The organism is Thiocapsa bogorovii (genome assembly GCF_021228795.1).
Classification (GTDB): domain Bacteria; phylum Pseudomonadota; class Gammaproteobacteria; order Chromatiales; family Chromatiaceae; genus Thiocapsa; species Thiocapsa bogorovii.
In genome coordinates this window covers 3,758,991-3,776,560 of record NZ_CP089309.1, presented here as the reverse complement: position 1 = coordinate 3,776,560, position 17,570 = coordinate 3,758,991, and the positions used below count along the sequence as shown (strand labels likewise).

The following is a 17,570-nucleotide window of genomic DNA, read 5'->3' as shown; positions in this document are numbered from 1 at the left end:
TTAAACCGCGCCGGCTCCGACGATGATCGGAGTCGGCGCGGCCAAGCCAATCCGACAAACGACGCATACCGCGCTGGGCGCGGTTTAGGGCATTCATTCCGTCATCAGGACCATCATGTCGATTACCGAAAAACAAAAACGCTGGCTCAAGAAGCAATCACACCACCTGAAACCCGTCGTCACGCTCGGGCAGCACGGGCTCACGGAGGCCGTGCTCGCCGAGGTCGAGCTGGCGCTAAGCCACCACGAGCTGTTGAAGGTGAAGGTCAATGCCGGCGATCGCGACGAGCGCGACGCCGCGATCGCGCTGATCGGCGAGCGCACCGAGGCCGTTCTGGTCGCGCGTATCGGGCATGTGGCGTCTTTCTATCGCGCCAACCCCGAAAAACGCGATCCGATCCTGCTTCCGAACCTTTGAGACCACCTCGCCGACCGCATCGGCCGGACGGACAAGCAGCGTAGGATGAGTAGAGCGTCAGCGAAGCCCATCCCTCAAACCGCCGCGTTGCCGGGTTTCGCTCCGATGCCCTTGGCTCGGCCTGGTGTGTCTGGAGTCGGACAGGCTCCAAAACCGCGCCCAGCGCGGTATGCGATGTTTTTGGATGGGATCGGCCCCGGCTGACTTCACGACTGCCGGAGCCGGCGCGGTTTAGCGGTGCTCTTCGACATAGTCCTGCAACGCACGGTCGATACGGCGCTCCCATCCCTGCTCGCCGGCGTGAAAATACTCAAGCACCTCGCGCGACAGGCGCAGGGTGACCGGCTGGCTTTGCTCTCGCCCATCCATCGTCGGGGGCTGGCGCCTCCTTGGGGGTTGAGCGACGGCGCCGCGCCAAAAAGACTCGACCGCCGCCGGGTCGCTCGGGTCGTAGGCGCTCTCGGGATCGGACGCCGAATCCGGCGCCGCATCGATCGAAGCGCGACGCTCCTCATCGCTTTCCGGAAACCGCTTGGAGATAGATTCTGGTTTCATGTTTCGTTGCCCTCCGTAAGGAGATGACGCGCAGCTCTCTATTGGGTTCCGTATAGGTCATATGGACGACGCAACCGTCAAGCCAGCCCAGCAGGTTCATGCGCGGCTCGCCATAGTCGGCTCGGGCATCCTCGGCGGCCAGGGTCGGATGATCGAAGACGCGGTCGCAATCGGCGAGATCCAGACGGTGCCGCCGCAGATTGGAAATGCGCTTGGACTCGTCCCAGGTGGCCATGGCCTGAGATTGTACCCCAGCAACCGATGACAACGATGCGCCGACGGTGGCGCCGGATGTCAGGTTGCCCGGCTCCAAAGCCAAACGCAACGTCGAAATGACGCATGCCGCTCTGGACGCGGTTTAACCCTTCACCTTCAACGTCCCGAGCATCCGCATGGTGCGGATCTTTAGCTCGACCCTGAACTCGACCTCCTGATCGGCGCTGGGCTCCACCTCAAGGGTGTAACCGGTCTCCTCGATCGTCGCATTCTCGGGCAGCTTCTCGGGATCGATGGTGACGGTCCAGGTGCCGGGTTGCAGACCGGCGAAGCGGAATTCGCCGTTGCCGTTGGTGAGGCGCCGATAGACCTGCTCGCCGCTGCGCACCTCGACGAGGATGCCGCCGAGGCCGCGGCTCGGTTTGAGCTCTTCCGACGTCGGCGGGGGCGGGGCCTTGACGCCGCGCCCGACCTGCACGAAGGTCTGCGAGGGCAGCAGGCTCGGGTCCGGCTCGTAGAGCTGGACCTTGCCGTCGATGGTCGCGCCGCGGATGAAGGGGAGGTTTACCGGCACGCCGGCATCGAAGAAGAGATTGACCTCCTGCGGCATCTCGACCAGCGGGATCATGCCCACCGGCAGGCGCCCACCGGCCAGGGTGAGCTGGTAGACCCCGAGCCTGACCGAGGGGAACATGAAATAGCCGTTCGCGTCCGTGATGGCGACCAGCCGGTCCATCTTGAGCACGACGTTCGCCAGACCCTTGCCGGTCTCCTGATCGAACGCACGACCGCGCAGCGTAGCGACATCCTTCCGCCGCAGGGTCGGCACCTCGATCGGCACCGTGTAGGAGACCATCAGACTGTTGTCCATATCCATGCCGTTGTCGTAGGTTTCGGCATAGCGTGACCCGTGGCGCGCCTGCACCCGGATCATGTCGCCGTTCTCGCGCAGATAGCTGTATTGGGCGTTGGCGATGACGCTGTTCTGGCCGTTGTAGTTCTGCCCCTGCACATCCAGGCTCAGGTTGGAGCGCGCGTCGATGACGAGGTTGGCGCTGACCCCGGCGGTCATGCTCGGCTCTTCGTCGAAGCTCGCGGCGGCCTGATTCTCCAGGAAGAGATAGGCGCCCAGGTTCAAGCGCTTGGTCGGACGCCAGAAGAGGCTGCCGCGATAGGCGTCGGTCATGGAGCGCTCGCCGGTCACGCGATCGAGCTTCTGTCCCACGTCCACGCTCGTGTTGAGGCTCAGATTCAGGTCTTTGAAGCTCTTGGCGTAACCCAGGCGCAGGATGTTCTCGGTCTCGTCGAAGGTCGGCGCCGGATTCAGGTCGTTGCGTTGGCGATAACGCAGCTCGGCCCGATAGCTGCTGTCGCTCGGAGTGCGCCAATTCACGCCGATGCCGGCCTCGTGCTCCTCGCTGTCGGGGCTGTACCAACCCCAATTGTCCGTGTCCAGATCGACCACGAAGTCGTCCCCATCCTCGTCGTCTGGCGGCTCGTCGTCGTGGTACCGGTTGTAGTGATAGAAGGCGCGCAGACTCCAGGGCCGGTCCTCCGGCGCATAGTTCACGTCCAGATAGGCGCGGTCCTGGTTCTGGTAGTAACCGGCATAGTCCGGCGAGGCATAGAGCAGGGTCAGGCGATAGCGCCAGGGTGCACCCAACTTGACCAGATCCCCCCAGAAGGCGGCGCCGCTCCCGGCATCCCCGGTGCTGCCGGCGACTTCCACGTCCAAGGCGAGCTCGGGACCCAACGCCGCCTTCTGTCGCAGCCCGAGGATCCGGTTGTGGCCGTTCAGGTTGTCGGTTTGGTCCAGGTAATTGAGGGCAACCAACCAGGTCGGCGTCAACGCATAGGTTGCCCCCAAGCCGGTTTGATGGCCGTCGAAATCCTCCTCGTCGTCGCCGAAATCGAAGGAGCCGACGTGATAGGCGGAGACCTCCCAGCGTTCGCCGCGCCAGGCAAAGCGCGCACCGCGCCCGCTCACCCCCATCTCGGTCAGCGGCGAGAGGCCGTAGCTCGCATCGCCGAGGGTCACGTCGAAGTCGCGCCCGCGGTAATCCAGATAGAACCAACTGTCCTGACCGAAGACGGTCTCGTCGTTCAGGCCCGGCCAGCGCAGCAGAAAGCTCAGGAAACGCTCGTTCGTGTTGTCCAGCGCCCCGCTGCCGGACCATTCGAGCTGCACGCCCGCGCCGTCGTCACCGTCGTTTTTGCCGCTCCAACTGCCGCCGACACGTCGGGTGAAGTAGGTCTTCATGCTGTGATAGGGCGTCTCCTTGCCGGTCATGCGCGGCAGGGTCTCGACGCTCTTCTTGGCGGTGTCGCTGAGCGGCGTCTCCAGTCCGGGCGTGGATGCGGTCGTGGTCAGGCTGATCTCGTCGCGGGTCGGCTCCGTGATGGCCGGCGGCTTGATGGTCAGCTCCACCGGGCGCACCTCGCCGGCCGCCAGGGTCATGCTACCAGCCGAGGGCTCGATCTTAGACTCACGGCTGCTCTGTGCGCCGAAGCCGACGGTCAGAGCGGTATTGCTGTAGTTGCCGATCTGGAAGGTCGCCTGGTAAGGCTCGTTCGCGATCGCGATGTTCGGCATGTCCAGGATATCGACCTGGAGCTTGAAGACGGGCCGCACCCGCACCGCGAGGGTCGAGCCGCCGAGTGCGCCGCCGCGCCCCCGCAGGCCGACCTGGTAGCTCACCCGATACTCGCCCGCCGCGATTCGCTCGGGCACAAAGAAGCTGACCAGCCGCATGACCGAGCCGCCGGCGGGAAGGCTGAAGGGGAATTCCGGGGTAATGGCCCGCCAGCCCTCGGGCATGAGCAGCCGACCCTCGAAGTCGTTGGGCTGACCGGTCTGGTTGGCGACCTGGAAGACGACCGTCACCACCTCGCGCGGGTCGACCGTGAAGACGCGCGACTCCATCGGGCGCACGTCCACGCCGCGCGCCTGGGCGAGGAGCGGCGAGCCGACCAGGAGCAGGCCGAGGAAGATCCAGGCGAGCGGCCCGAGCCCCGGTCGCAGCCGAGCGCAACGCCGAACACCGCGCCCGTCGCGCTGGGTCGCGCGCCGGGGTGCGGTCTCTGTGCGATTGCGGCCGTCGGGCCGGGACATCCGGAAAACCTCCGGGTCGCGGGTGACGGTCGTTCCGGCCGCTGTGTTGTCAGGCGCTCATCGGCAAGGTCGGCCTTGTGCGAACCGGGGCGTCGTGTCCGCCGTAGCGGCGAGCGGCGCTGCGGTCCAGGCATTGGCCGGACCGGTGGCGAGAGGATCCAGTGGCGTGCGTCACCCTTGACCGAGCTATGCGACCGATGGACTTGGCCGGTCGGTCGCGGGTTGTTGTCGTACTCCGAGGCGGGTCCTCGCCGGTCGATGGCTCCGCCAATGACCACGATGCTCGCCCCTGGTGTGCCTCCCCCGAGCGGCGCGAGGCGGGGAAGGGATCGGGCCGCGCCGCTCCATGGCGTCCCTGGCCGAACCCTCCCCGAACCCGACCGCCAGGAGTGGGTGACGCGTGCTTGGGCCGGGTTGAGCGCCCGCTGAAGCGGGCGCTCAACCCGGCCCAATGAGGTTATTCGATCTCCAATTCGACGTTGGCGCCGAAGAGGTTGTCGCCCGTGCCGTCGGCGACGACCAGGCCGAGGTAGCTGCCATTCGGTATGTCGCCGAGGTCCATCTTAAAACGCACGGAGGTGCCTGGGTACAGCCTCCTGGCCGTTCCTTGGAACTTACCGACTGGGGTCCCCGATTGGCTGTAAAGCTCAAGCGACAGGCCGGGACGCAGCCACCGTTGCCCGGTGTTCTCAACGTCGACCACGAACACCCGCTTGCCGTCCTCGCGAACCAGCCCAGGGTTGGTAAAACTGAGCCCCGCAGCGTCGTCGTTCCGACCGACCTGGGTGACAATCTGTACCCCGTAGCGGACTGAATGCGTCAGTTGCACGGTCACGTCCGCCGACGCCTCGGGCGAGGCCTGGGTGATCGCCTCGACCATCACCATGCTCCAGTAGGTGCCTTTGAGGCCCCCGCCTGTCGGCACCTGAACCTCGTAGTCGATGCGCTCGGTACCACTGGCAGGCACGGTGACCAGATCGCGTGACAGGCGGACCCAGCCGGCGTTAGAGCGGGGCAGCTGACCTGCCTGGCCGTAGTCGGTGCTGCCATCGGCGGCGAAGCTGTAGTCGGTCTGATAGAGCTTGACCTCGCCCGGAGCGCTGCCGTCATTGCGCAAAACGATGGTGCCCCGGTACCGCTCGCCGGGCCGCGCCACATGCTCGTGGGTGAAGTCGCCGATGACGGTCACCGTCGCGCCGACAGGCGATGCGGCCAGCAGGGCCGTCAGGATGGTCGCCGCAGCGATGCAGGAGGTAGTTATCCGCATGACCTGTCCTCAGTAAACCCGGTATTGCACGGTCGCGCCGTAGCCGCCGGAAGGTTGAGCGTTCGAGACCCCGTGCAACCGCAACGCTAGACCGATACCGCTGCGGTCCCCAATGCCGGTGCACAAGGTCTGCTCGAAGCTGCTCAGGGTCAGATACTCGGTGCCGCAGGCGACGCCATTGGCACTGTCGGCCCGCACCCCGATGCTCACGCCTGACGGAAGGGCGCTGGTGATCAGACGCGCAGAAACCGTCCAACCCTCCCCGCCGGTGTTGCTGACCCCAAGGCTGCTAGGATTCTGATCCGCATAAAGCGGCGAGGCGAAATCACTGCCCGCCCCGGCGACGAGATCCGCCGGGCCGATCTGGCGATACCAGCTACCGCTGACCTGAAGGTCCGCACCGCGCAGTTGCGGCGTTACGCCAGCGAGGCAGCCTAGCAGTAGGACCGCCAAGGGATGAAGACTGCGCATGATGGCTCCGTTACGGACGGCGGGACGCGCCGACACCCGACCGGGGCAGGCCGCTAGCCCGCTCCGGTCAGACAGGCATGCGGTCACGTCATGCGTCGGTGATCGTGAAGGTCACTGTCTTTGACAAGGTCGCACCCACCGCCGCTGCGGTCGTCGCGCTGAGGGTGTAAGCGATGCTTCCAGAGCCATTACCCGCTACGCCCGTCACCAACGTCTTCGCGGTGACATTGTCCAACGTTTGTTCTCCGCCCGACGTTCCAGCTGCATCGTCTCCTGTTGGAGTTCCCAGTGTGAGCTTGAGCGCGAGGCCTGTCTCCATTATCTCGTTGAGTTGCGCAGTGATCACTTGGTCGGTTTTGTTAGTCGAGTATGAGTACGTTTTACCGGTGTCCGTGGCATCGGCTGGCGCGTCACCAGGGACCAAAGGCGCGCTGATGGTCAGCCCCGTGACGTTAGCGCTCACCGAGATCACGCCGTAGCCTTCCACCTCATAGCCGACCGTCTGCTCTGCCTGGTTGGCATCGAGGGCATAGGCTGCACCCGTCACCAAGAATCCAACCGCCGCCGCCAACGTAGAAAGTTTCATCGTCCTGTTTGCGTTCATTCTGTTCACCCTGTCATGTGCGTCAATGTCGATACCTGCCTCGGAGAATCAGCGAGGGCCTGACCGGTCGGACACTCGGGCGTCCCTGGCCGGACTGCGGTCGTCCGGTGACCCTGGCCCGCATCGCGCCGGCGCGGGCCGAGGCCCTCGGTGCGGCGGCTGGGCGGTGGATCCCTTGCTCGCTTCCCACGGCAGGAGTATGGAGCGCGCCCGAGCTATTGTCAAATCTGGTGTATGACCATAGGGCCAGAGTTTGATCAGGCGGCTTCCCGTTGCTCCTCTTGGGTCTCCGGTGGGTCGTCGGACACCGGAATCCCGTCTTCGTAACGTGTCCCGCCGAGCAGTTCGGCCACTTTCTCGGGGGCACGGATGCGCCGCCAGGTCTTGGCGGCCTCTTCGCTCATCTTGAAGGCCAGGCCGAGGAAGGTCGCGCGGGTGACGCAGTTCTTGGTCCGGCCGGTGCGATGGCGCACGGTGGCGAAGGTCGACTCGATGGGGTTGGTGGTGCGCAGGTGCACCCAGTGCTCGGCCGGGAAGGCGAAGAAGGCGAGCAGGGCCTCGCGGTCCTTCTCGAGCTTCTCGGTGGCCTTGGGATATTTGGCCCCATAGCGGTTGATGAAGCGCTTAAAGGCTTGGTCGGCCTGCTTGCGGGTCGGCGCCATCCAGATCGCCTGCAGATCCGCCTTCGCCTTGCCTTGCAACGACTTGGGCAAGGCATTGAGCACGTTGCCCATCTTGTGGAACCAGCAGCGCTGATGCGCGGTCTCGGGGTAGACCTGCTCAAGCGCACCCCAGAACCCCAGCGCCCCGTCGCCGACGGCCAAGCGCGGACCCGTCTGCAGACCACGTGCCTTCAGATCGCGCAGCACATCGAGCCAGGATTCGGTGGATTCACGCAACCCGTCGACGATGGCGACCCACTCCTTGGTGCCGTCGGGCCGCACCCCGATGATCACCAGCAGGCAGAGCTTGGGATCGTCGCTCTCGCGCAGTGTCGTGTAGATGCCGTCGACCCACCAGTAGGCGTACTGCCGGCCTTCGAGGCTGCGCTGGGTCCAGTCCTTGTACTCCTCGGCCCACGCGGCCTTGAGCCGGCCCAGAGCCGCCGCGGAGAGCCCTTTGGCGTCCTCTCCCACCAGCACCTCCAACGCCTCCCCGAGGTCGCCGCTGGAGATCCCCTTCAGATAGAGCCACGGCAGCGCCGCGGCGACCCGAGCACTGCGGCGCACGTACGGCGGGGCCAGCGCGGAGTTGAACTTCACCCCGGCCCCGGAGCGGTCGCGTACCTTAGGCACCTGCACCTCCACCGGACCCACCGTGGTGAGGATCTCGCGCGCCGGCAGATAACCGTTGCGCACCACCGCCCGGCGTCCGTCCATCAGCGACACCCCGGCAAACTCCTCGAGCAGCTGCTCCACCTCCGCCTCGATGGCCCGCTGCAGGATGTCGCGCGCCCCGCGGCGCACCAGCTCCTCCAGCGGCAGGCCCAGCTCGGCCAGCACCTCGCCCCGATCCCCTCTTGCACGGCGGGCCCCCGTACTCGTATCGTCGCTCATGGCGCACCTCTCTCGTTGCTGCTTTGGGTCTCGACAACCACATTGTCAGCAACGGTGCGCCGCCTGCTCAAGCTCTATCAGTCCCCGCTCATACACCAGAATCGAGCATAGCTCAGCGCGCCCGTTCGCAGGTGAAATACCTTTAGGCTATGCTTATATACCCGAAAGGCATTGCGTAAGGCACTGGGCTGGACGCCCTGCACAACAGGCGCGTAAAGCATTGAAATTGAGGCAATTAGAGTATTTTCACGAGGTCATCGAGCAGGATTTCAACATCTCGGCCGCCGCCAAGAGGCTCTACACCTCCCAGCCCGGCGTGAGCCGCCAGCTCATCGAGCTGGCCGACGAGCTGGGTGTTGAGCTCTTCCTCCACGAAGGAAAGCGCTTGGTCGGTCTGACCCGTGCCGGGATGGAGATCGCCGAGATCGTCGCGCGCGTGCTGATCGACGTGCGTCGGATCCACGAGATCGGCCGCTCGCTCGCGACCGATCGGCACGATTGTCTGAAGGTGGTGGCCAATCGGCACGCCGCGCACAACCTGCTGCATCATGCGATGGTCGACTTTCGCGAGATGATGCCGAGGATCGAGGTGGACGTCTCGGAGGAAAACACCCTTCAGGCGACGGCCATGCTGCGCATCGGCCAAGCCGATCTGGGACTGCTGGCGGAGGCGCCGGATCAGGATCCGGACCTGCTCTATTTTCCAATCGAGGAGTGGCGGCTGCTCTTGGTGGTGCCGCGGGATCATCCTTTGGCGGGGTTGCCGACGGTCGGGCTGGAGGATCTCGCGCACTATTCGGTGGGCTCCTACGATAACGCCGCGCAATCGCGCTTTGTCATCGACGAGGCGTTTGCCGGCGCGGGACTTCACTCCCCGGTCAACATCTCCTTCGCAAGCAGTCACATGATCCTGCAGTTCGTGAACAGCAAGTTCGGTATCGCCATCGTGGCGGAATCCGCCTTCTCCGCCGACGACTACCCCGAGCTTATCGGGCTGGACGTGAACCATCTGTTCCGGCCCCTGACCACCGACCTGGTGCTGCCGCGCCGGGCCTCTCCCCCGCGCCATGTCTTCAACTTCCTAAGCGTCCTCGCACCCCAAATCACCCCGACGACGATCGGCGAGGCCATCGACTCGTAGGATAGGTAGAGCGTCAGCGACACCCATCCTCCAAACCGCCGCGTCGCCGGGTTTCGGTCCGATGCCGTTGGCGCGGGCTGGATGGGTTTCGCGGTTGCTCTACCCATCCTACGGTTCAACAAGGTTTTCACCTTGTTTCCGACTCGTCACTTGGCCGCGCCGAGACCGCCTCAGTCCGTTCGCGGTCCGAAGCGGTCGAACGCGTAGACGAGGAGGAAACCCAGCACGCAGGTCAAGATCGCGCCGAGGACCAGGGGGTCCCCTTCGTAGCCGGAGGGCAGGACGTTGACCTCGGAGAGGATCTTCTCGGGCGTGAGCCCGTCGGCTGCCATCACGACCTGACCCGAGCCGTCCCGCAGCCAGTCCGCGGCGTTGCGCCAGGGATAGACCTTGTTGAGCGAGCCGACCAGGAAACCGGTCAGGATAGCGAGTGTGAGGCTTCTGTAGCGCTTGAAGGTCCAGGAGAGCAGGCGCGACATGGTCATCATCCCGGTCAGACAGCCCAGGGCGAAGACACTCAGGACAAGGAGCTTCTCCAGGGAGAAGTCGACCAGCAACCCCTTGAGAGTGTCCTGGATGATGAATTGATACATCCCGAGCACCAGGAGCATGAAGCTCCCGGAGACGCCCGGCAGCATCAGTGCCGAGATGGCGATGGCACCGCAAAGAAAGACGAACCAGAGCGCCTCGTTGCCGCTCGCGGGCGTGAGGGTGGTGATCCCGTAGGCCAGGATCGCCCCGAGGACGAAGACCCCCAACTCGCCGGCGCGCCATTGCCCGATGCGCCGAGCCATAAAGAGGATCGAGGCCAGGATCAGCCCGAAGAAGAAGGCCCAGATCAGCGGCGGGTAATGCTCGAGCATCCAGGAGACGCCGAAGACGCCGACCAGCACGCCCATCGCCATGCCGGCGAGCAGGAGCGCCAGAAAGCCCCCGTCGACCGCCCGCCAGACACCGTCGAGCCCATCGCGGCGATGCACGCCGATCAGTCCCGGACCGAACGCCTTCACGGCATCGAGCAGACGCTCGTAGATGCCGGTGATGAAAGCGATGGTGCCGCCCGACACCCCCGGAATCACCTCCGCGACACCCATGGCACCACCCTTCAGGATCAGGCTCAAGCGCGACATCGTTTATCCTTGAAAAACAGCATGAAATGAAGCGTATCAACCGCCGAGAGGGGCGACCGGACCGCGCTCGAGGCGTCCGTCCGTCGGACGGCGCCGTTGCCCCGTTGCAATGAAGTGCGTCGATCGGCACACGCCTCGGCCAGGCTGCGATCGATCGCCGCCGAAATAACGAGCGCGCGTACGCCCGCTCTATCTTCCCATCCGGAACGACAATCCGAAAGCGAGCGCCCGCGCGACGTGCCGGATCCGACCGAATAGGAGGGTGTCCAATGGGATCGGGCTGAGACGGGGCGGGGCGCGTCAGATCCGACGCGGATACAACTCGGGCAGGTCCGCGGAGCGATCCGACGCGGCATCCGCCCCGTCGCCGGATAGACGCGGCTTGAGGATCTGCCAGGCACCGATCCCGTCCCATGCCGCTCCAGCCGGTCCAGCCGCTGCGCCACCGGTGCCCGCATAGAGGGCTCGGTCGAGTTGCGCCAGCGTCTCGGCCGCCGCGGCATCGTCCAGCCGCAAGGCCAAGGCACCGAGCCCCGCCGGAGCCTCCCCGCCCCAGCGGACCCGCCCCCAATCCAGCAAGGCCGTGCGCGCGCTGCGGGCGTCGTTGTTCAGGCAGGCCTGCTCGACGCGACGGCGTGCCTCGCGCAGCGCCTGCGGGGAGGCGCGGGTCTCGACCCGATCCGCGTCCTCGCGACGGCGCGATCCCCGTTTGAGCCAGCCGAGTGCCGCGAGCCAACCGAGACCGATCAGGCCGAACGCGGAAACCCCGAGGCCGATCGGACCGGCGATCGCCCGGCGCACCCAGTCCTCCGCCGCGGACGGGCCTGTGCCCGATTCGCGCGGCTCGGCGGCCTCGTCGACGCGATCCGGAACCGCGGCCGCATCCTCCGACTCCGGCTCGCCCGAGACCTCGGATGGCTGGGTCTTCCCGCCGCCCGCGGCCCCGGCGGGCGCTTCGGCCACCTCCAGGGTCCGAGCAGGCACGATCGCCACCCGCTCACGATCCTCGCGCGTATCCCACCAGGGAACACGGACCTCGGGAAGGGTCACGCGCCCGGCGCGGGTCGGCACCAAGGCCACCTCGATGCTTCTGATTCCGACAGGCGCACCGACACCGGGCAGGTCCTCCGCACGGGTTTGACCGGGGTAGATCTGCGCACCGTCCGGCGGATCCAGCGCGAGCGGCGGTAACTGGGCCGCAGTGGCTCCGCGCGCAGTGGCCGTGAGGACACGTGTCACCGGCTCGCCGACCTGGAATCGCGGCGACGATGGGATCCACTCGTCCGAGATCTCGACGGACTCCGCCGGCAACCAGGGAGAGCTCGAACCGGGCGGCTGCGCGCGGACCTGGATCTCCAGATCGGGGGAGCGCTCCACGATCCGTCGTCCGCTGGTCGTCATCCGCGACAGCCCGGCAAAGGGTCCGGCGCCGAACAGCGCATCGAACTCGTCGGCCGCACTGCGTCCGGCCGGCCGCGGTGCCGGCATCACCGCCTCGAGTCGCGGACCGCGAATGACGAGAGGTCCGCTTTGGAGCGGCACCACAAGGAAGCGTCGCTCGATGACTTGATAGCGTTGGCCGTCGATCACCTCGACCGAGGCGCGATCCTCGCCGTCGCGCTCGATCGTCGCCCCCTCCACCTGCGGGTCGGAGAGGACCGCACGCTGCGGCGCCTCGCGCTCGCGATAGAGCACCTGAACCCGGTAGTGAAACGCCTGCTGCACGTAAGGTGTCTGCTCGTCCGTCTCGGTCCGCACGAAGATCGGCTTCGGGCCGGTGGAAGGGTCATCGGCCGCGGCGTCCTCCACGACATCGACCGTGATCGGCTCGCTGCGGGCATCGCCCCACGCCAGTGCGGGGATCTCCAGCCGACCCGTTCGCTTGGGGGCAAGCTCGATGCGCCATTCGCGCGTGTGGGACACGGACCCGTTCAGAACGCTCATGCGCTCGCTCTGGCTGCGACTCAGGATGTCGAAATCCTCTTCCAGCACTTGGAGCTCGGGCTCTCCGGAGAGTCGACCGTCACCGAACAGCTGCAGGATCAGGGTCTCGTTCGCGGCGATGCGGTCGCGATCGATCTCGGCGCTAACCCCGTCGAGGAGTGCTCCTTGTGCCAGCGCCGGGGTGACGACCATCAGGCCAACACACACCGAGGCCGCGAATACCGTGATGGCGCAGAGCATCGGGAGCAGGACGGCGTGCAGCGGACGGCGGGACCGCTTGCCCGTGGTGCGCCGCGCTCCTCGAGAACAGGTCGGGTCGAGTCGAATCAAGTCATCCATCCAGAATCCAGGTCGACGCATGCGTTCCAATGAGGCCATGTCGCGCATGGCGCGGCTCAGGGCAAGCGCCCTTCGCGGCGCAGATGCTGCAGGAGAAACCGCTGTCGCAGCAAACCGCCCGGGTCGTCCGGGACTCGGCGCAGCTGCGCCTCCATCGCCTGCTCGCGTTCCAGAGCCTCCGGGCTCGGCGCTTCCGACAGGGAGCTATCCGATAGGGCACTCTCCGAGGGCGCAGGTTCTTCGGTATTCGGATCCGATGTCCCGTCCGGGTGCTGCGCCGATCCGTCGGACGCATCCTCCGGCAGCATGACATCCTCGGTCTCGGCGACGTCGTCCGGACCGATGTCGCCCGGGTCGCCGGTCGGCCCGGTTTTGCCGCTCGGCGGGGGTCCGGTCTCGGATCGGCTCCCCGATGCCTGATCGGAGGACGCGTCGGCAACTGGCTCGGCCGCGGCATCCGAGCCGCCGTGCTCGGCCGAATCGGACGCTGTCTCGGACGAGGGTTCGGATGTCGGCTCGGCGCCTTCTTTGCCCTCACCCGTCTGCTCGCCCGAGCCCTCCGGGCTTTCGGCCGCGTCCGCCTGTGTGTCGCCACTGCCGGGCGCGTCGGCTGGATCTCCGCTGCCGCCCGAGGGGCTCTGCGCGTCGCTTGCGGCGTCACCGTCGGCGCTCTCGCTTTCGCCCTTCCCTTGTTCATCGCCTTGGCTCTCGCCCGAGTCGCCGCCCTCGGACGATTCGGGCGGTTGGTCCCGCAGCGCCTCGAGCAACTCCAGGTTGTAACGCGCATCCGCATGGTCTGCATCGCGCTCCAGCACACGCTCATAGGCGGCGATGGCCTCGTCAATCCGCCCGAGGCGTGCGAGTGCGTTGCCGCGATTGTAGTCCGCATCCGGATCCGGCGCGTCTGACAAGGCCGAGAGCGCGCGCTCGTAGTCGCCGGCCCGATAGCTGGCGGCGGCACGCCACGCCGGGTCCCGAAACAGCTCGGCCGCCTCGGCGTTCGCGCCGGCGTCGAATTGCCGGGCGGCCTGTTGATCGTCCGTCCACCAAAGGTCGGACCACTCGAAGGCCCAACCCGGGGTCGGCGGCAGGATCATGACACAGGCGAGGATCGACAACAGCCAACCACGCCGGAAGGCCAAGGCGGCGAAGGGCAAGAGTGCGAGCAACAGCCAAGGACCCTCCTCGCGCCATTGATCGGACAAGAGCGACGGCTCCTCGGTGATCTGCGTCTCCATCGAGCCGAGTCCCATGAGTGCGCGGGTGTCCTCGTCGCTTGCGTCCGACTCAACGTATCGGCCGTTTCCGAGCCGGGCCAGCTCGCGCAGCTCGGACTCGGGCAGGCGTGCGATCCGGACCCCACCGTCGCTGTTCGGCTCGAAACCACGCGTTCCATCCGGGGCCATGGGCACCGGGGCGCCGTCGGAGGTGCCGACCGCAAGTACCGAGACGCGATGCCCGCCGGCCACCAACGCCTGCACGGCAAGCCAGGCCGCGGCCATATCGCCGACCCCGTCGGTCACCAGGACGATGTCGCCTCTGTGGACGGACGCCCGCGCGAGCAGCTCGCCGGCCGCACTCAATGCCCGTGCGGTATCGCGCGCTCCCTGCACCGGGATGAGGTCGGTCTTCAGTTGGGGCACCTGAGCCGAGATAGTCGCGGCATCCCGCGTCAGCGGCGAGACCACGAAAGGCTCCGGACCGAAGGCAAGCAGCGCGATCTGGCCCTGCTCCGATGCCTTCAGGAGATCCATGACGTCGAACCGGGCCCGTGCGAGACGGGATGGTCGCAAGTCGGCCGCGTTCATGCTCGGGGAGAGGTCGAGCAGGACGACCCGCGCCGCACTGGTTCCGTAGACCGGCTGCGCGACACGCTCCCAGGCCGGCCCGGCCAGCGCCAGCGTCCCCAGGAGCCAACCGAAACCCAACAGCCACAGAGGCAAGCGTCGCGGTGCACGGTCGGAGCCCACCAGAAGATGCGGCAACAGATGGGCATCGACCAGGCGTCGCCACATCGGCGCCCCGCTCGGCCGTCGCCACACCAGCACGAGCAGGATCCCCGCCGGGATCAGGGCCAGCAGCCACATCGGACGCAGAAGCTGCAGCTCAGACCACACGACGGCGCACCCCCGCGGATAGAAGCGGCGCGGCAGCCAACCCGAAGCTCAGGAGCAGCGCGCCGGCCGCCGGCCACATGTAGAGGGAGCGTCTCGGACTGACCGAACGCTCGTCGCGCTCGCTCGGCTCGAGACGATCGAGCTCGGCGTAGATCTCTTCGAGCTGCTCGCGGGCGTGGGCCGAGAAGAAGCGGCCGCCGGTCATCTCGGCGATACGCTCGAGTGTCGCCGGATCGAAATCGCTGCCCCCGCGCGCCGGAAAACCGCCGAACGGCGAGTGCGACCGCGACATCCCGCCACCGTTTCCGCCCCCGATCCCGATGGTGTAGACGCGCACGCCGGCCTGAACCGCCAGCTCCGCGGCCGCGAGCGGCTCGATATGCCCCGCGTTGTTGGCGCCGTCGGTCATGAGGATGACAACGCGGTTGCCCTCCGGTTGGTCGCGCAGATGCTTGACCGCCAAGGCAAGGGCATCGCCGACCGCGGTCTCGCGACCGGCCAGTCCGACCACCGCCTCGCTGAGCATGGTCCCGACTGTGGTGCGATCGAATGTGAGCGGCGTCATCAGATAGGCCCGAGAGCCGAAGAGGATGAGTCCGAGACGATCCTGCTCGCGCCGCCCGATAAATCGCTCCGCAACCGCCTTCACCAGCGCAATGCGCGAGACCATACGGCTGTTCAGCTCATAGTCGGCCACCTCCATACTGCCGGAGATGTCGAGCGCGATCATGAGGTCACGGCCCGAGACCGGGAGTCTGACGGGCTCCCCGACCCATTCGGGACGCGCCGCCGCGAGCACCAGCAGAACCCAGGCAACCAACGCGAGGATCAGGCGCGGACTCAGCGAGCCGGTACCTTGGGTGCCCCGCGCGACGTCTGCCGCGAGGTCGGGATCCAGGGGAAAGCGCAGGGCCGCGCCCTGCTCGTCGGGCGCACGCGGGAGCCAGGTCGCCAGAAGCGGGACGGGAAGGGCGAGCAAGACGAGGGGCCAGGCCATCGTGATCATGCTGAAACGCGCTCGGCGGATCTTTGAATGGTCATGGCATGGCCTTGATGTCGCGCGACATCTCGGTCTCGGAGCGGCGCGTTTCAGGGGGTCTAGGAAAGGATTCAGAATCAACCGAAACATGTCGGCCGGGGTGAGCAGAGCGCACCCCGACATCCACCGGCGTCGGCGTTTTGGCGGCCTTCCGAGGTGCGTGGCCGCCATGCCGATAGTGGGTGCGGATCCAGGTCTCGGCCAAGTCAGCGAGCGCATCCGGAGTCGATGACGGATCGCCGTCGCGACCCGCGCCGTAGGCCAAGTCGGCGAGTGCCCGACCCGCTCCGCGACGAAAGCCCTCCCCGCCACCGGTCGCATCCAGGAAGGCTAGCCAGGCATCCCCGGTGAGTCCGGCGACCTGCTCGCGCGGAAAGCGTGCCAGGGCGAACCGACGCAGCAGGCGCGAGAGCGCGGCGACGAAGGCGCGGGTATCGCCGTCGGCCTGGACATCGGCCCGCAGCGCGGCGAGCTCGCGCAGGGCCGAGCGGGCGGCGGCTCCTCTTCGCCGATGGCGGCGCCAGCGCACGCCGGCCACCCAAAACAGAACCGCCAGCAGCACGGCGGCGGAGATCCACCAACCGGGGGCCGGTGGCCACCAATGGATGGGATCGGGCAGATGCCAGTCACGCAGTTGCGCCAACGGATCGCCGTTCACACGATGCCCCCCGCTGCAGGCAAGCGCCCACGCCCCCCGAGGCCGAGCGCGAGTGCGGGACCGACCGGGTCATCGGCGGTCAGGCGCAACAGGTGCGCGCGGTTGCGCCGCGCCAACCGCTCGATGGCCTCCATCCGGCTGCGAAACAGGTCTTCGTACGCCTTGCAACTCCCGGAACGGGTCAGATCGAGTAGGCTGCGCCGGCGGCCGTTGATGACGGGATAGCGTCCGGATGGCGGTGCCTGGATCTCGATGCTGTCGTGCACGGGCAAGAGGATGACCTCGCAGCCGGCCGCCAGCTCGGTCATCCAGCGCGTTTGCGCACGCAGGATGTCCGCGAAATCGCTGATCACGGCGACCAGGCTGCCGGGACGGACCAGCCTGACGAGGTGTCCCGCGGCATCCCCGAGCGAAGCGTAGCCGCCCGACTGCCCGGACGGCCCTGCATCCGGGGAGAAGGCGGGCGCCGGACTCGCCAGACGGTCGAGTAGCGGCAGGAGCCCGGCGGCACGCGAAGCCGGGCGGCGCTCCAAGTGCCGGGTCTCGTCGAACACCAGACCGCCGACCCGATCACCGCGGTCCACCGCGGCCCAGCCAAGCAGCGCGGCCGCCCGCGCAGCGACGACGGACTTGAAGGCAATGCGGGTGCCGAAGCGCATGGACGGCCCTTGGTCGACCAGCAGCCACACCGGACGCTCGCGCTCCTCCCGAAAAAGTTTGACGTGAGGGCGGCCGGCCCGGGCCGTGACGCGCCAGTCCATGTTTCGCGGGTCATCGCCGGGCTGATACACCCGCGATTCGTCGAACTCCATCCCGCGCCCGCGAAAACGCGCGACATGGCCGCCGGTGCGCGTCGCCAGGACCCGCCCGCGCGGCGCAAGATCGAGCCGCCGCGCCTGCTCGCGCAGAGCGATCAGCTCGGTCAGCTCGGGAAGGACGCCCTCGGTCCGCGCGCGAGGCGTCTTCGCGTCCTGCGCCGTTGGTGGATTCGATCGCATGGCGA

Annotated in this window: 15 protein-coding genes; 2 read left to right on the top strand and 13 right to left on the bottom strand. The window is 67.0% G+C overall.

Annotated features, from left to right (window positions below; translation table 11 throughout):
* Positions 1-115: 115 nt before the first annotated feature.
* Entirely contained in the window at positions 116-418 is a 303-nt protein-coding gene (yhbY, locus tag LT988_RS16885) for a ribosome assembly RNA-binding protein YhbY (protein WP_232406696.1), read from the top strand.
* Between the two features lie 231 nt (positions 419-649).
* Here the strand turns inward: yhbY and LT988_RS16880 are convergent, their stop codons facing one another.
* The 7 genes from LT988_RS16880 to LT988_RS16850 form a co-directional block, all read right to left on the bottom strand.
* Positions 650-973 (bottom strand): BrnA antitoxin family protein, encoded by a 324-nt coding sequence (locus tag LT988_RS16880; RefSeq protein WP_232406695.1) that lies wholly within the window; start codon positions 971-973, stop codon positions 650-652.
* Positions 930-1,286 carry a BrnT family toxin gene (locus tag LT988_RS16875; protein WP_232406694.1) on the bottom strand — a complete coding sequence of 119 codons (357 nt, stop codon included), beginning with the start codon at positions 1,284-1,286 and terminating at the stop codon, positions 930-932. The genes LT988_RS16880 and LT988_RS16875 overlap by 44 nt, the downstream gene beginning before the upstream one ends.
* 45 nt (positions 1,287-1,331) lie before the next feature.
* Complete coding sequence (locus tag LT988_RS16870) at positions 1,332-4,301, bottom strand: peptidase associated/transthyretin-like domain-containing protein (RefSeq protein WP_232406693.1); 2,970 nt, start codon at positions 4,299-4,301, stop codon at positions 1,332-1,334.
* A gap of 457 nt (positions 4,302-4,758) precedes the next feature.
* Positions 4,759-5,568, bottom strand: a complete 810-nt coding sequence (locus LT988_RS16865; protein WP_232406692.1) for a hypothetical protein — start codon at positions 5,566-5,568, stop codon at positions 4,759-4,761.
* Positions 5,569-5,577: 9 nt separating this feature from the next.
* On the bottom strand, positions 5,578-6,039 hold the full coding sequence (locus tag LT988_RS16860; protein ID WP_232406691.1) for a hypothetical protein: 462 nt from the start codon (positions 6,037-6,039) through the stop codon (positions 5,578-5,580).
* 88 nt (positions 6,040-6,127) lie between these two features.
* Positions 6,128-6,643, bottom strand: coding sequence for a hypothetical protein (locus tag LT988_RS16855; protein ID WP_232406690.1), 516 nt, complete (start codon positions 6,641-6,643; stop codon positions 6,128-6,130).
* Positions 6,644-6,900: 257 nt separating this feature from the next.
* Positions 6,901-8,199 (bottom strand): IS256 family transposase, encoded by a 1,299-nt coding sequence (locus LT988_RS16850; RefSeq protein WP_232406689.1) that lies wholly within the window; start codon positions 8,197-8,199, stop codon positions 6,901-6,903.
* Positions 8,200-8,419: 220 nt separating this feature from the next.
* On the opposite strand from LT988_RS16850, the gene LT988_RS16845 reads away from it, so the two are divergent.
* Entirely contained in the window at positions 8,420-9,340 is a 921-nt protein-coding gene (locus LT988_RS16845; RefSeq protein WP_232406688.1) for a LysR substrate-binding domain-containing protein, read from the top strand.
* 170 nt (positions 9,341-9,510) lie between these two features.
* Here the strand turns inward: LT988_RS16845 and LT988_RS16840 are convergent, their stop codons facing one another.
* The 6 genes from LT988_RS16840 to LT988_RS16815 all read right to left on the bottom strand — a co-directional run bounded on the left by LT988_RS16840 (position 9,511) and on the right by LT988_RS16815 (position 17,565).
* Complete coding sequence (locus LT988_RS16840; RefSeq protein ID WP_232406687.1) at positions 9,511-10,470, bottom strand: DUF368 domain-containing protein; 960 nt, start codon at positions 10,468-10,470, stop codon at positions 9,511-9,513.
* 300 nt (positions 10,471-10,770) lie between these two features.
* Positions 10,771-12,753 carry a BatD family protein gene (locus LT988_RS16835; protein ID WP_232406686.1) on the bottom strand — a complete coding sequence of 661 codons (1,983 nt, stop codon included), beginning with the start codon at positions 12,751-12,753 and terminating at the stop codon, positions 10,771-10,773.
* 56 nt (positions 12,754-12,809) lie between these two features.
* Positions 12,810-14,870 carry a VWA domain-containing protein gene (locus tag LT988_RS16830; protein WP_232406685.1) on the bottom strand — a complete coding sequence of 687 codons (2,061 nt, stop codon included), beginning with the start codon at positions 14,868-14,870 and terminating at the stop codon, positions 12,810-12,812.
* Positions 14,860-15,876, bottom strand: a complete 1,017-nt coding sequence (locus LT988_RS16825; RefSeq protein WP_232406684.1) for a VWA domain-containing protein — start codon at positions 15,874-15,876, stop codon at positions 14,860-14,862. Before LT988_RS16825 ends, LT988_RS16830 begins: the two co-directional genes overlap by 11 nt.
* A 31-nt stretch (positions 15,877-15,907) precedes the next feature.
* Positions 15,908-16,567 carry a DUF4381 domain-containing protein gene (locus tag LT988_RS16820; RefSeq protein WP_232406683.1) on the bottom strand — a complete coding sequence of 220 codons (660 nt, stop codon included), beginning with the start codon at positions 16,565-16,567 and terminating at the stop codon, positions 15,908-15,910.
* Positions 16,564-17,565, bottom strand: a complete 1,002-nt coding sequence (locus LT988_RS16815) for a DUF58 domain-containing protein (protein ID WP_232406682.1) — start codon at positions 17,563-17,565, stop codon at positions 16,564-16,566. Before LT988_RS16815 ends, LT988_RS16820 begins: the two co-directional genes overlap by 4 nt.
* Positions 17,566-17,570 lie beyond the last annotated feature (5 nt).

Excerpts from the sequence above, each read along its gene's own strand:
- LT988_RS16815 (WP_232406682.1), bottom strand. The coding sequence starts at position 17,565 with ATGCGATCGAATCCACCAACGGCGCAGGACGCGAAGACGCCTCGCGCG.
- LT988_RS16860 (WP_232406691.1), bottom strand. The coding sequence starts at position 6,039 with ATGCGCAGTCTTCATCCCTTGGCGGTCCTACTGCTAGGCTGCCTCGCT.
- LT988_RS16880 (WP_232406695.1), bottom strand. The coding sequence starts at position 973 with ATGAAACCAGAATCTATCTCCAAGCGGTTTCCGGAAAGCGATGAGGAG.
- LT988_RS16870 (WP_232406693.1), bottom strand. The coding sequence starts at position 4,301 with ATGTCCCGGCCCGACGGCCGCAATCGCACAGAGACCGCACCCCGGCGC.
- LT988_RS16825 (WP_232406684.1), bottom strand. The coding sequence starts at position 15,876 with ATGATCACGATGGCCTGGCCCCTCGTCTTGCTCGCCCTTCCCGTCCCG.
- LT988_RS16835 (WP_232406686.1), bottom strand. The coding sequence starts at position 12,753 with ATGGATGACTTGATTCGACTCGACCCGACCTGTTCTCGAGGAGCGCGG.
- LT988_RS16865 (WP_232406692.1), bottom strand. The coding sequence starts at position 5,568 with ATGCGGATAACTACCTCCTGCATCGCTGCGGCGACCATCCTGACGGCC.
- LT988_RS16850 (WP_232406689.1), bottom strand. The coding sequence starts at position 8,199 with ATGAGCGACGATACGAGTACGGGGGCCCGCCGTGCAAGAGGGGATCGG.
- yhbY (WP_232406696.1), top strand. The coding sequence starts at position 116 with ATGTCGATTACCGAAAAACAAAAACGCTGGCTCAAGAAGCAATCACAC.
- LT988_RS16855 (WP_232406690.1), bottom strand. The coding sequence starts at position 6,643 with ATGAACGCAAACAGGACGATGAAACTTTCTACGTTGGCGGCGGCGGTT.
- LT988_RS16840 (WP_232406687.1), bottom strand. The coding sequence starts at position 10,470 with ATGTCGCGCTTGAGCCTGATCCTGAAGGGTGGTGCCATGGGTGTCGCG.